Raw genomic sequence first — 12,938 nt, forward strand, 5'->3', positions numbered from 1 at the left:
GAATAATATTCTTTCAAAAATCTTATAATTTGTAGCAAAAAAGCTCTTTAATTATTAATGAAAATTTATTTACTGCTAGACTCTTAAACTTGTTTTTTTTTATAATATTAAATTTTAACAAATTCTATTTTTCGGTTTTATTTACCAAAACTTTATACTCTTTATTTAAACCTTTAACGGCATATATCCATAATATTACTATTACAAAGAATATAGAAGCAAAATAAGGAGTTGCCTCTACAAAACCAAATGCAGGAAATAAAATAAAGAATGTAGATTGAATAATAGCACCGCCTGATTTACCAAATCTTCCTCCGATAACTTCAACAGCAGCTTGCCCTTTTACTCGTAAATCCTTATCAAGCGGAATATACGCCATGTTTTTAGTGGCATCAAATAAAGAATATTTTACACCTTTACTTAAAACATTTTGAATCATACCGATCATAACAGCAAGTGCTAAAGGACCTGAAGCAAGAATACCTGTTAAATGCATAGCAATAACACTATCAAAAAAGATAAATGCAAAAAACGCTGCACCGGTAATTAACATCATTAATGGAGTTATCATAGCTGCAGTTAACCATGATACTTTTCTTAAAATATTACTACCTATAAGCATGAAAGCAATTGCAACCCAACCCTGATAAAATTGGAACTTACCCATATATATAGTATAAGCCTCTTTAGTCGGATATAATTCTTTTACTTTGGATTTCCAAACACCTTCAACTAAATTTACTGAAACACCGTAAGCAATAAGTAACAATGCAATATAACCTACATACTTAGAAGTAAAGATCATTTTAAAACTGTCTATTAATGACATTTTAGCTTTAGCTTTCTTTTCTTTTACTAATGCCGGATCATAAAGTCTAGGATCGGTTAGAACGTTTTTATTCATCCATCTATATGTTAATATTACCAAAAAGCTACTTGTTATCATTATAACAAATAAAGGCACAAATTTTAGATGTTCTGCAACTATTTGAGTTTTTTCATGCAAGCAATATCCAATAATTACGGATGTTACAGGCAATGCTAAATTAGCAAGTAAACCAAACATTGAGTAAAAACGTTTAGCTTCATCGGTTTTAGTAATTTGGTTAGCAAATTGCCAAAATAATAAACTAAGCATAATTGTTCCCCAAAGCTCTGCCATAGTATAAAAAGATGCAAAACTCCATTTCCCAACTATTCTTATAAACCATTTGAAATTAGGATAAGCTAAACTCCAAGATTCTATGGTTTCAGGATCAGGATGAACTAAATCAGGGTAGGGGTAAAGAACAAACGCAAATAATGCAAAATACCCTAAGAAAAATGAAGTAATAACATAAAACACGTTTTCTTGCTTTAAAATATCGCAGAGCTTAACATAAATTACCATAGCGATTACGGCAGAAGGTAGTACTATATATGTTTTTAAGAAACTTATTGCTTCTGCCCCTATATCCGTTACTACAAACCCGTCTTTAATTGAACGAAGCGTTGAGTAGTTTAATAAAATACAGAACATCATAAACGCCATAGGAAGAAACTTCTTATTTTCATATCTTTCTATAGGCCAAATTACCTTGCTTAGTTCCGAGAGATAATTGTCACTTTTGGGAGTATTCATAAATTAAATTTTTCTATTTATTTTGAAGATAAATATTCTACTAGAATATGTTAGAAAAGTCAAACCTATTGATTTTTTCTCAAAAGAAATTAAATAAAATTATTAACTATAGGATGCGTAAAAGTAATATGACAATTTATTTACTTGATTTTAGTTTCTATCTATAATTTTCTATTTATATATTATAATAAAATATATGTCCAAATTAAAAACAGCTCTATTATTAACTGCTATAATTTTTATAACAGGTTGTAAAAGTAATATGAAAAATGAAAACAATATTTCATTACCGCAATATGTAACTTTGAACATTCAAACCTTAAATAGTTCAGAGGATAAAACTATTAGAATAAAGGCAAAAACTTTAAACTTTCCTTTATCTTCAGAAGATTTACGTGATATATCTATTTTAGAAAAGAAATATGATCAAGAAGAAAATTGTGCAGGACTTGCTGCACCGCAAATAGGCATATCAAAATGTATAATAATATTTGCAGTACATGAAGATGCAGAGTTAAAAAAATGGCGTCCTGACCTTAAGGATACAATGCCTAAAACTATTTGTATTAACCCCTCATATAAACCGATAGGTATTGATAAACATGAAGATTACGAGGGATGCTTTTCTGTTGAAAATGCTACAGGACCGGTAGCAAGATTCAAGAAAATTCATTATCACGCATATGATATAAATGGCAATCAAATTCAAGGTATCGCAGAAGGATTTTTAGCAAGAGTTATCCAGCATGAAATCGATCATCTAAACGGAAAAGTATTTTTAGATTATGTAGCTCCCAAAAAAATAATGACTAAAGAAGAATATTTAGAAATGCGTAAAAAAGCAATGGAGCAGGAAAATATAAAATCTTAGAGTTCTCTAAATCTCAAATATCATTCTAGCTAAAATTTGAGTATGTCATTCCCGCGAAAGCGGGAATCTAGAAAAAAGCGACATTATCCAAGCTTTTAATATGAAAAATTAAATATATTTGTATCTTTTAGTTACTGAATTCCTGTCTTCACAAGAATGACATTGTTCCATGTTAAGGCAACGTAAATTTACTTTATATTATTTGGTATAATACTATTGCATCGGATACGGGACGCACGAGATGTTCGCCTAAAGCTTCATCTTCATCACCTGTTACATTATGGGACTGTTGCGAGATGAGAGGATAGCAGGTATAATTAAAAAAAACAAAAAATATGTTCATATGTCTGAGTATCAAATGATAATGGTAAGTTTAGATGAGTTAATAAGTGTGGATCATCAATATCGTAAATTCAAAAGTTTATTCAATTTTAAAGCAGTTGAAGCTGAGTTATTAGCAGTAGAATGCGAAGCTAACTATAAAGGCTATGGTATAGTGAGGCTGTTTAAATGTTTGCTGCTGCAATTTATGGAAGACTTATCGGATCGGGAATTGGAACGTTATTTAGCTGATAGCACAGCGGCAAAATGGTTTTGTGATTTTGCTCTTACAGAGAAGACGCCTGATTATAGTGTATTTAGTAAAATACGTAAAAAAATAGGCACTAATTTACTATCAAAAATATTTGTAAAATTCCGAGATCAACTACGAGCACAAGGCTATATGGGTGAAGTATTTACCTTTGTAGATGCTTCTCATTTAATCTCAAAAGCTAATCTTTGGGAGGAACGTGATAAACTAAGAACACAAAAATATGATAAATTGAATAATGAGACTCTGCCTAAGGTTGTAAAGGATAAACAAGCTAAAATTGGCTGTAAGGGAGCAAATAAATTTTGGTATGGTTATAAAAAACATGTGAGTGTCGATATTCAATCAGGAATGATCAATAAGGTTGCAGTTACCCCTGCAAATGTTACTGATAGCAAAGGTTTTAAGCATGTTATGCCAAGCTCCGGTGCTACATATGTTGATAAAGGTTATTGTACAATCTCTGCCAAGAATGCAGCAGCTAAAAAGGGGTTCCATCTTTGCTCAATAAAGAAAAATAATATGAAAGATAAGAATTTTGACCTTGATAAATATTATACGAAAATCAGAGCACCTTTTGAGAGGGTATTTTCAAAAGATAATAAACGGGTTAGATATATAGGAATTGCCAAAAATCAATTCTCTGAATTTATGAATGCCATATGTTTTAATTTAAAACGATTAGTGGTTTTAACAACTTTAATAGCTTAGAGAAATTTGTTAATAAAAATCCTAACTCTGTAAACAAATCTCTATTAAATTACTATACTATTGAATAAATTTTATCTCAATATTAAACAGAATTTCTTTTTAAAAATATTTGGACAGAGCTAAATATTTATTTATCTGTTTTCCTCTCATTTTACTATTAAAATTATCTCGCAACAGTCCCAATATAGAAAACGATAAACAAGAATTCTTTGTTGAAAATGACGATAATATAAAAAGTTTGACTGACGCCGGTGTTAGTGTGAAAGAATTACTTGCAATGGAACCAGAAACTCTTTATTGAAAATAGTTATAAGGTAAAAAGCTTATCTAAGGCCAGGCTCACTACGAAAGAATTGTTTAATGTGATAACATGCCAACAAGAATCAGGTAATACAAATGAAAATGATTGAACTCAGTTTCATAATACGGATCACAATGCATTAAAAGTAGAGGTGATAGGTGATGCTACAGAACAAGCTTAGGTGAGCGTGGAATATAATTCAAGTATAATAGAATTATTGCATAACCTAGCTAATAAGGAGAGATCCTTTTGGAGACAAATAAGTTATACAATAATTCTAATGCTTATGGTCATGGTGGTGGGTATAGAAGCCTAGAGCAGAAAGTGCATTTGAGAATTCAGAGTTAGGAGTTATTTCATTTGGTATTCCGCTGCAACATATGTGACCGTTTAAGCATATCACTTGATCGGAGTTTTTTATTACGGTAAATAAATCATGAGAAATCATAAAAACCGTAATATTGAGCTTTTTACGAATCAAATTAATAAGCTGATAAAATTCTTGTTGGCTTGTTACGTCTAAAGACTGTAATGGTTCATCTAAAATAATTAAGTCGGGATTATTAACTATTGAACATGCAAGAACTACCTTTTGAAACTGCCCTCCTGAGAGCTTAGAAATTTCTTGATCTTTTATATGTTCCAAATCAATAAATGAGTTAAGCTCTTTAATATTGTTATTAAAATTACTCGGTGCTAACAACTCTAAAAATTTTTTTACTGTAATAGGTAAATCAGGGGTTAATCCGAACTTCTGCGGTACATATCCAATTTTTAGTTTGGGATCAATTATAATCTCGCCGCTTGTAGGTTTTTCAAGTCCAAGCATTAATCGTACTATGGTAGTTTTACCTGCACCGTTAGGTCCGATTAAAGTAGTGATATTATTTTTTTTGACAGTGAAACTAACGTTATTTATCGGAAATTTATTACCGAATTTTTTAGATACGTTACGAAACTCGATTATAGGTTTTTGCATGTGTCAGTTCACTTCTGTCATCCCGTGGCTTAACCACGGGATCCAGTAATAAATACTAAAGTTATTAATGTTTTAAGTTATTTTTCTAGATCCCGTGGTTAAGCCACGGGATGACACAGTGGGCAATAAATAGCATTCATTAAATAGAATAAATGCCGATTAGTGCTGCCTCGGCAAGTAAATGTTTTTGCAGGGCTAATACTAAATCTTGCTTGCTAGCATTCTCATCAAGCTCAAGATAATCATTTAGAGCATATAGTTTAAAAAAATAACGATGAGGTTTGCTGGCAAGTGGACAAGGACCGCCGTATTTTTTTTCTTGCCAGCTATTATTTAAAATTTTAATACTACTATCTATTTGTCCTTCTGAAAGCTTAGTAATAGAAGCAGAAATATTATATATTACCCAATGATCCCATATACCGTGTGGCGGTGCTATTTCTACCGGTGCATCCGAATCATCCATTATAAGTGCAAAAGATTTAGTATCTGAAGGAGCATTACTCCATTCTAGATGCGGTGAAACATTTTGTCCTGTACAAATAAATTTATCAGGAATGCGATCATTATGTTTAAATGCCGTACTATTATGAAAGTCATAGGTTGCTCCTTTTGTTATAACGTCATTGCGAGCAGCTATAAGCTGCGTGGCAATCTCATGAAATAATAAAATTCCTGGGATTGCTTCGGCAATTACTTCGTAATTTTCTTCGCAATGACGTTTTGTCTATCAATTCACAACTTGCCATTGTCCGTCAGGTTGGCGGCATGCATTACCGTATGCTTTTTGTTGTTTTCCGCCTATTACAACTGTTTGAGTGTACTCACGGCAATATTGACCAGTGCTATTTCTATAAGTTTTATTAGGTGTTACGTAACCGTAATTGCCGTTATCCGGATTACGCCATTCTACGTTACTACCACTAGGAGCTGTTTCTAAAGCTCTCTGTGAGGTAAGCTCTGCAAGTCTTCTATCCTGCTCATCCATACCTGCACCGATTTGTCCACCAAGAACTGCTCCAAGTAATGCACCTACACCTACTCCCACAAGCTGTCCTGTGCCCTTACCGAATTGAGAACCAAGTAATGCGCCGCCAGCACCGCCAAGAAGTGTTCCTGTACCTTGTTTATTCATACCGCCCGGACCATTACAGGCTTGTAACATAGAAGTTGCAAGAGCTATAATCATAATTTTAGATAATAGTTTCATACAATTCTCTCTAAATTAATATATAATTAATAAGTATATGGTTTTTAGAATTTTGTAAAGCTAAAACTAGATTCTGTAAACAAAATTTAAATTATTTGTATTTTAAAATATTATTTTTAATTTTGTTCACAGAACCTCATTATAATTGAATTTTATATTTTCTTTGTTAAACTACAAATAAATAAATTGGAAAGATTTGTCATGGATACTAATAGCCGTAATCGGTTAATAAAATCGGCATCTTATTTATCGGTTACTACGGCATTAATTATTTTAAGTATAAAATTATATGCTTGGGTTGTTACCGATTCGCAATCAATCCTTGCTTCTTTAATTGATTCAATGCTTGATATAACTTCTTCCTTTATTAATCTAATAGCTTTAAGATTTGCCCTGCAACCGCCGGATCATCATCATCGATTCGGGTATGAAAAAATGCAGGATTTAACAATTTTTTCTCAATCGATATTTTTCTTTGCTTCAGCTTTTTTTGTAGGCTTTTCTTCGGTTAAATCTTTATTTGAAAAAACAAAACCGGAGAATATTAGCGATGGTACTACTGTAATGTATGTATGTATATTCTTAACAATTATTTTAGTGCTTTACCAAACTTATGTAATTAAAAAAACAGGATCGGAAATAGTAAAAGCCGATAAGCTTCATTATTTCACAGACTTACTAACTAATGTTATAGTAATTATCTCTATAAATTTAAGTGATTATTTTTGGTTTGTTGACCCATTATTTGGTGTAGTTATTTCGTTATATATATTTCACTCTTCTTATTCTTTATTTAAAAAGGCATTTAAAAATTTAGTAGATCATGAATTACCCGAACAAGATAGACAAAAAATTATCTCGATAGTTAATAACCATTTAGGGGCAAAAGGTATGCACGAAATGAAAACTAGATATGCCGGTCAAAAAGCTTTTATCCAGTGCCATCTGGAAATGGACGGCAATATGTCGCTTTATAATGCTCATAAAATTAGCGATGAGATTGCTTTTGAAATATTGCAGGAATTTCCGGAGGCTGAAATAATTATCCACCAAGATCCTTTTGGAATCGAAGAACACGTAAATTACCGTGAATATATTGTTAGATAAAGAAGCTAATTTTAATAATTTTTTCATGGAGCAAGCTTTAAAACAAGCCAAGATTGCTTTTGATAAAAAGGAAGTCCCGGTCGGGGCGGTAATTGTAGATAGGTTAAATCAGAAAATTATTGCTAGTACCCATAACAATACGGAAGAAAAAAATAACGCTCTTTATCATGCTGAAATTATTGCTATTAATGAAGCATGTAATCTTATATCTTCTAAAAATTTAAATGATTATGATATTTACGTTACTTTAGAACCTTGTGCTATGTGTGCGGCAGCTATAGCTCATAGCAGGTTAAAACGTTTATTTTATGGGGCTTCTGATTCCAAGCACGGAGCAGTCGAAAGTAATTTGCGATATTTTAACAGTAGTGCTTGTTTTCATAGACCGGAAATATATAGCGGAATTCTTGCCGAAGATTCGGGGCTATTAATGAAAGAGTTTTTTAAGAGGATAAGAACTGTTATTTCTAGCCACAGAATGACATAGAGGATTGCAAGAATGACATAAAGAAGTAAGAAAACATGCTAAAACTATTAACCCCCTATTATTTTAATAAATTATCAAAGGTTATAATACCTATATTAGCTATATCTACTTGCGTAATGATGATTATAGGTCTTTATTTAGCCCTCATAGTTTCGCCGGTAGATTATCAGCAAGGTGATTTTGTACGCATTATGTATGTTCATGTCCCTGCCTCTTGGATGGCTCTTGGTGTTTATGTTTTCATGGCAGTATGCAGCTTTAGCTATTTAGTATGGAAAACTACTATTAGCTATTTGCTAGCTGTAGCTTCTAGTTACGTTGGGGCTACTTTTACTTTGATTAGTTTAGTAACAGGTTCTTTATGGGGAAAACCTATATGGGGGACATGGTGGGTTTGGGATGCAAGACTTACCTCCATGCTCATATTATTTTTATTATATTTAAGCTATATTATTATAGTGAATAGTGCGGATAATATAAGAAAGGCACAAAATCCTTCTTCTATTATTGCTCTTATCGGACTGATTAACATACCGATAGTAAAATTCTCGGTAAATATTTGGTATAGTCTGCATCAGCCTGCTAGTGTTTTAAGGCTAGGGAGTCCAACTATTCACTCTTCAATGCTAAAGCCTTTAATTATCATGTTTATTAGTTTTATATTATATTTTCTATTAGTATTACTTTTAAGAACTTCTATATTAATCGACAAAATCAAAAACAGATAATAAAATGACTTATGTTGTAACCGATGAATGCGTAAAATGTAAATATACCGATTGTGTTGAAGTATGTCCTGTAGATTGTTTTTATGAAGGTGAAAGGGAAGATGATTTTATGTTAGTCATTAACCCCGATGAATGTATAGATTGCGGCGTTTGTGTTCCTGATTGTCCTATAGGTGCTATTAAACCTGAATCACCGGGGTTAATAGAATGGGTAGAACGTGCAAAAGATTTTATAGAAAATAAAGGATGGAAAAATATTACCAAAAAAAAACCTGCTTTGCCTGATGCCGATAAATTTAAAGATGAGAAAGATAAATTTAATAAATACATAGGTTCTGTGAAGATTTCTAATTGATTTGTTATTTTGAGATATTTTTAAGCGAAAATTATAAGATTTTTGAAGGAATAGTTAATCCTATTTCAAAATAACAAATCAATTAGAAATCTTCACAGAACCTAAAATAACATGAATTAACTATATGTGTTTATTTTGTCACAAAACTTAATAAAAGCTTTATTATTATGAATCTAGTTGCCGATTAAATATAGAACTAAAAAATATAATATGTTATATATGCCATTAAGATAATGTTTAATTATTTAATTTGAGGTGCTAATCATGAAAAAATTACTTTTAATAGCTGCTACAAGTGCAACAATTTTATCTTCTAGCGTATCATTTGCTGAGGGCATGGATCATGAGTGGTATTTAAGAATAGATACCGGTGCAGCAATGTTTAATGAAGAAAAAGATAAGGCAACCGGTGTTAAATTAAAATCTAATACAACTGTTCCAGTTGATTTAGGTATCGGTTATTATATTTCCGAAAACTTTAGAGCCGATTTAACTTTAGGTACTATAATCGGTGGTAAGTTAAAGAAATCCGGAGCTGCGACTAATGCACCTTTTACCGGTACTAATGTTTCAGCAAGCCATAAACCTACTATTACACGTTTACTTATTAATGGTTATGTAGATTTAACTAATTTTGATATGTTCGATGTTTTTGCTGGTGCCGGTGTTGGTCCTGCATTAGTTAAAGAAAAAATTACATATAATGGGATAACCGGTCTTTCATCTAACACTAAAAACAGAACTAATATTTCTTACAAGCTAACTTTAGGTACTTCTGCACAAATTGCCGACGGTGTTAAAGTAGAACTAGCTTATAGCTGGATAGATGATGGTAGAACAAAAAGTAAGAATGTAATTTACCAAGGAACAAGTGTACCAACCGGTGGTATGCGTTATCAAAGCCATAACTTAACAACCGGTATAAGATTTGATATATAATTAACAAGAATATATTAATAGTTTTAGGTAATAACCTAATATCATACCATGGCTTAACCACGGTATCTAGAAATAAAAAAAAACTGGATCCCGGTGGTTAAGCCACGGAGTGACATTAGATGACAACTCAGAAATGTCACTTAAAGCTATTTTTTATCGAATTTAGGTGAAAATTGTAAAATTATTATCTAATATCGTTTTTACTAACAACTAATAAAATTTAAAGGAAAAATTTAACAATATGAAAAAATTACTTTTAATAGCAGCTGCAAGCACAGCACTTTTAACTTCTGGTCTTTCATTTGCTGATTGCGATATGAATTCTTCTGTAGATTCATCTACTAATTCATCGATGTCATCATCTGTGGAAAATCAATGGTATTTAAAACTTAATGCCGGCGGTGTGATTTTTAACAAAACAAAACCTAAAGGAGCAGATTTTAAGTTAAAGTCTCATATAAATAATACAGGATTTACAGGTGAGATCGGTGCGGGTTACTATATCATGGATAATCTAAGAACCGATTTAACAATTGGAACGGTAGCAAGTAGTCATTTAAAGAAATCAAAAACTTATCCAGACGGTAATTCTTTCTCAGTAAAAAATAAACCTACTATTGTAAGTTTATTACTTAACGGTTATGTTGATTTCGTCGATTTAAGCATGTTTAAAGTATTTGCAGGTGCAGGTGTTGGTGCTGCTTTTGTAAAGGAAAAAATTAACTCTAAAGATATTAAAAATGGTGTAACTGACACTTTCAACGGTACTACTAAAAACAAAACTAACTTTGCTTATCAATTATCTTTAGGAACTTCATTTGAAGTTGCACAAGGTGTAAAAGCTGAACTAGTTTATAGCTGGAGAGATTACGGTAAAACAAAAAATACCACCAAAACTATTGACGGGGATAAAGTTAAATTTGGCGGAACCCGTTATAAAGGTCATAACTTAATGGCAGGATTAAGATTTGATATGTAATTAGTCTTAAATCTTTTTACAAGCTATTAACACGAAAAAGGAGTCTTTAATAAAGACTCCTTTTTTTGTTTGTATGCCTTGGTATTGCCTACGTGGATACTGAGACGTCATGAGCTAAGCGACTGCAAGGTATTATCGCATGATGCAGCTTTTTCGTCATTGCGAGGAAAATTACTAAGTAATTGACGAAGCAATCCAGTAAAAAATTCTGATTTACAGCATTTTCATTATTTTTCCTAGATCCTACGGCTGCGTAGTTGTTGTATGGTTCGAAAAGCCCGTACGATGTCATTCCCGCGGAAGCGGGAATGACATAAACTGAGCCAGGCAACAACACCTACAAGCTTGCGGAGTTATAGTAGAGATGGCATTGATATTCATGCCAATAAACTCTTAATCTAAAGACTCTTTTTGCCTTTATAAAACGTTACGTTCATTTTATGTATTGCTGCAAAGCCTAAATAAATTTTAATACGTTCTAGAATAATATCTTGATAATAAGGTAATTTTGCTGCAGTAGCATTATCTTCAGCTTGTATAAACAGCGTATTAATTTTTTGTTTTTTATAAGTATAGGTGGTGATTTTTAAAGGTAATGCTTTAGTGCTGAAGTTAAACCCGACTATTTTATTCCAGTTAATCATGATTTCAGGCAGCAATGGATGTTGTTTAGCAAATATACGTCTAACTATTTTATCGATATCCTCTTTAATGAGCTTCATTTTAATAAACTCTGCACTGTTAAAGTTATGACGGCTAAAGCAAGCATTATAGATATTACGGGAAAATGTAAAGATGTAACCGATATGATCATTAAAAATATATTACAAACTGCTATAATCGATACTACTTGTTTATGAGATTTACCTTTTTGTACTGCTTTTTGAAAAAAATGCTTTAAATGAGGCTGCCAAATTTTTTCTTTATTGAGTAGCCGAATTAATATGGTTAGCACTGCATCAGTGATGTAATATAAGCTAGCAATAGCACAAGCTATAAATAAATTAGTGCTTGTAAGAGCCAGCAGGAGCAAACAAAGACCCGTTAAGAATCCAAGACTAATACTTCCCACGTCTCCTAAAAATATTTTTGCCGGATGCCAATTAAATATTAAAAAACCACAAGAACAACCAAGAATAATAACATTTACACTAGCTATAAAATATGGATTATTAATAGTCGGAAATTGTAAAAAACATAATATAAGCATAGTGCTAGATAGATGGATAGATTCCACACAACTCATACCGTCTATACCGTCCATAAAATTATATATATTAATAAAACCGCTTAAAGCTATAACTAAAATAGAATATATTAGTATATGTACAGAGTTTAGCTGCGAAAAAAGAAAAATAGCAAAAGCTGCACAAATTAAGTGAACTATTAAACGAATTAGAATAGGTACGGCTTTTAAGTCATCTAAAAAGGAAATCGAAGCAATTGCCAATAATAACGGTAATATTTTTATTGAATTAACAAAGTTATTGCTCATTATATATTCAAACCCGCTCAAAGCAATCATTACAACAACTACAATAGCAAGACCGCCGCCGCGCGGTGTTATCTTATCATGAGAACGACGGTTACTTGGTATATCAACTAAACCGATAGTAGGAAGATATTTAGTTAATATATATGTTAATATAGCGGTGGATATAAAAGAAAAAATAAATAATGTGCTGTAGCTATTTATATTCATAGGAACATATTAGATTTAAAACTATAATATTTACGGTTTGGCATTTCTCTACTATCTTATTTGTCATATGAATGTTGGCTTTTGAAGGTTCAGGGCTACCGCTTGGATGATGATGCACAAGTATAAGGCTGCTTGCTTCGTTAAATAAAGCTCGTTTAATTATCTCACGTGGATATACCGCAGCTTGGTCTATAGTTCCTTGACTTAAAACCTCATCAGCAATTAAAATATTTTTCTTATTCAAAAATAATATACGCAATTGCTCGAGTCGCATATTGCCCATATTAACTGTTAAATAATCAATCCAAGAACTCCAAGAAGCACTAATATTTTTATTTATTATTTTTTGTTTCAAT

The 12,938-nt window shown here is 31.8% G+C and carries 16 protein-coding genes and 1 pseudogene; 10 read left to right on the top strand and 7 right to left on the bottom strand.

Annotated elements, in window-relative coordinates; genetic code table 11:
• Nucleotides 1–124: 124 nt before the first annotated feature.
• Complete coding sequence (tlc1, locus tag C4Q30_RS04630; protein ID WP_103897352.1) at nucleotides 125–1,621, bottom strand: ATP/ADP exchange transporter Tlc1; 1,497 nt, start codon at nucleotides 1,619–1,621, stop codon at nucleotides 125–127.
• Between the two features lie 196 nt (nucleotides 1,622–1,817).
• Between tlc1 and C4Q30_RS04635 the strand changes: the two genes are divergently transcribed.
• The 3 genes from C4Q30_RS04635 to C4Q30_RS09690 all read left to right on the top strand — a co-directional run bounded on the left by C4Q30_RS04635 (nucleotide 1,818) and on the right by C4Q30_RS09690 (nucleotide 4,096).
• A complete protein-coding gene (locus C4Q30_RS04635) occupies nucleotides 1,818–2,492 on the top strand; it encodes a peptide deformylase (RefSeq protein ID WP_103897353.1) in 675 nt (224 codons plus the stop codon).
• A 280-nt stretch (nucleotides 2,493–2,772) separates the two neighbouring features.
• Nucleotides 2,773–3,795, top strand: a complete 1,023-nt coding sequence (locus C4Q30_RS04640) for a transposase (RefSeq protein WP_209445172.1) — start codon at nucleotides 2,773–2,775, stop codon at nucleotides 3,793–3,795.
• A 109-nt stretch (nucleotides 3,796–3,904) separates the two neighbouring features.
• Nucleotides 3,905–4,096 carry a hypothetical protein gene (locus C4Q30_RS09690; RefSeq protein WP_245207478.1) on the top strand — a complete coding sequence of 64 codons (192 nt, stop codon included), beginning with the start codon at nucleotides 3,905–3,907 and terminating at the stop codon, nucleotides 4,094–4,096.
• A 277-nt stretch (nucleotides 4,097–4,373) separates the two neighbouring features.
• Here C4Q30_RS09690 and C4Q30_RS04650 read toward each other — a convergent pair whose 3' ends face one another.
• Both C4Q30_RS04650 and C4Q30_RS04655 read right to left on the bottom strand, forming a co-directional pair.
• Nucleotides 4,374–5,075 carry an ATP-binding cassette domain-containing protein gene (locus C4Q30_RS04650; protein WP_014014864.1) on the bottom strand — a complete coding sequence of 234 codons (702 nt, stop codon included), beginning with the start codon at nucleotides 5,073–5,075 and terminating at the stop codon, nucleotides 4,374–4,376.
• 139 nt (nucleotides 5,076–5,214) lie between these two features.
• On the bottom strand, nucleotides 5,215–5,694 hold the full coding sequence (locus C4Q30_RS04655) for a YbhB/YbcL family Raf kinase inhibitor-like protein (protein ID WP_103897354.1): 480 nt from the start codon (nucleotides 5,692–5,694) through the stop codon (nucleotides 5,215–5,217).
• Nucleotides 5,695–5,699: 5 nt separating this feature from the next.
• Between C4Q30_RS04655 and C4Q30_RS10485 the strand changes: the two are divergent.
• A pseudogene (locus C4Q30_RS10485) lies at nucleotides 5,700–5,807 on the top strand (lytic transglycosylase domain-containing protein); the annotation flags it as partial.
• Here the strand turns inward: C4Q30_RS10485 and C4Q30_RS04665 are convergent.
• Nucleotides 5,806–6,285, bottom strand: coding sequence for an RT0821/Lpp0805 family surface protein (locus tag C4Q30_RS04665; RefSeq protein WP_014121135.1), 480 nt, complete (start codon nucleotides 6,283–6,285; stop codon nucleotides 5,806–5,808). The pseudogene C4Q30_RS10485 and the gene C4Q30_RS04665 overlap by 2 nt on opposite strands.
• Before the next feature lie 201 nt (nucleotides 6,286–6,486).
• Here C4Q30_RS04665 and C4Q30_RS04670 point away from each other — a divergent pair, with 201 nt between their 5' ends.
• The 6 genes from C4Q30_RS04670 to C4Q30_RS04695 all read left to right on the top strand — a co-directional run bounded on the left by C4Q30_RS04670 (nucleotide 6,487) and on the right by C4Q30_RS04695 (nucleotide 10,880).
• Nucleotides 6,487–7,392, top strand: a complete 906-nt coding sequence (locus tag C4Q30_RS04670; protein WP_014014861.1) for a cation diffusion facilitator family transporter — start codon at nucleotides 6,487–6,489, stop codon at nucleotides 7,390–7,392.
• On the top strand, nucleotides 7,373–7,879 hold the full coding sequence (locus C4Q30_RS04675) for a nucleoside deaminase (RefSeq protein ID WP_103897355.1): 507 nt from the start codon (nucleotides 7,373–7,375) through the stop codon (nucleotides 7,877–7,879). Before C4Q30_RS04670 ends, C4Q30_RS04675 begins: the two co-directional genes overlap by 20 nt.
• A gap of 35 nt (nucleotides 7,880–7,914) precedes the next feature.
• On the top strand, nucleotides 7,915–8,607 hold the full coding sequence (locus C4Q30_RS04680) for a heme ABC transporter permease (RefSeq protein ID WP_103897356.1): 693 nt from the start codon (nucleotides 7,915–7,917) through the stop codon (nucleotides 8,605–8,607).
• Between the two features lie 4 nt (nucleotides 8,608–8,611).
• A complete protein-coding gene (locus C4Q30_RS04685; protein ID WP_014014858.1) occupies nucleotides 8,612–8,962 on the top strand; it encodes a ferredoxin family protein in 351 nt (116 codons plus the stop codon).
• A gap of 264 nt (nucleotides 8,963–9,226) precedes the next feature.
• On the top strand, nucleotides 9,227–9,901 hold the full coding sequence (locus tag C4Q30_RS04690; RefSeq protein WP_103897357.1) for an outer membrane beta-barrel protein: 675 nt from the start codon (nucleotides 9,227–9,229) through the stop codon (nucleotides 9,899–9,901).
• 241 nt (nucleotides 9,902–10,142) lie between these two features.
• On the top strand, nucleotides 10,143–10,880 hold the full coding sequence (locus tag C4Q30_RS04695; protein ID WP_103897358.1) for an outer membrane protein: 738 nt from the start codon (nucleotides 10,143–10,145) through the stop codon (nucleotides 10,878–10,880).
• A gap of 398 nt (nucleotides 10,881–11,278) precedes the next feature.
• On the opposite strand, the gene C4Q30_RS04700 is transcribed toward C4Q30_RS04695, so the two are convergent.
• From C4Q30_RS04700 to C4Q30_RS04710, 3 genes are read right to left on the bottom strand one after another with little or no spacing between them, the layout of a single operon-like run.
• Nucleotides 11,279–11,602, bottom strand: coding sequence for a DciA family protein (locus C4Q30_RS04700; protein WP_103897359.1), 324 nt, complete (start codon nucleotides 11,600–11,602; stop codon nucleotides 11,279–11,281).
• Complete coding sequence (locus tag C4Q30_RS04705) at nucleotides 11,599–12,582, bottom strand: MraY family glycosyltransferase (RefSeq protein WP_014014854.1); 984 nt, start codon at nucleotides 12,580–12,582, stop codon at nucleotides 11,599–11,601. The genes C4Q30_RS04700 and C4Q30_RS04705 overlap by 4 nt, the downstream gene beginning before the upstream one ends.
• A complete protein-coding gene (locus tag C4Q30_RS04710; RefSeq protein ID WP_103897360.1) occupies nucleotides 12,569–12,937 on the bottom strand; it encodes a JAB domain-containing protein in 369 nt (122 codons plus the stop codon). Before C4Q30_RS04710 ends, C4Q30_RS04705 begins: the two co-directional genes overlap by 14 nt.
• Nucleotide 12,938: the final 1 nt, after the last annotated feature.

It is taken from the genome of Rickettsia fournieri (genome assembly GCF_900243065.1).
GTDB lineage: Bacteria > Pseudomonadota > Alphaproteobacteria > Rickettsiales > Rickettsiaceae > Rickettsia > Rickettsia rickettsii.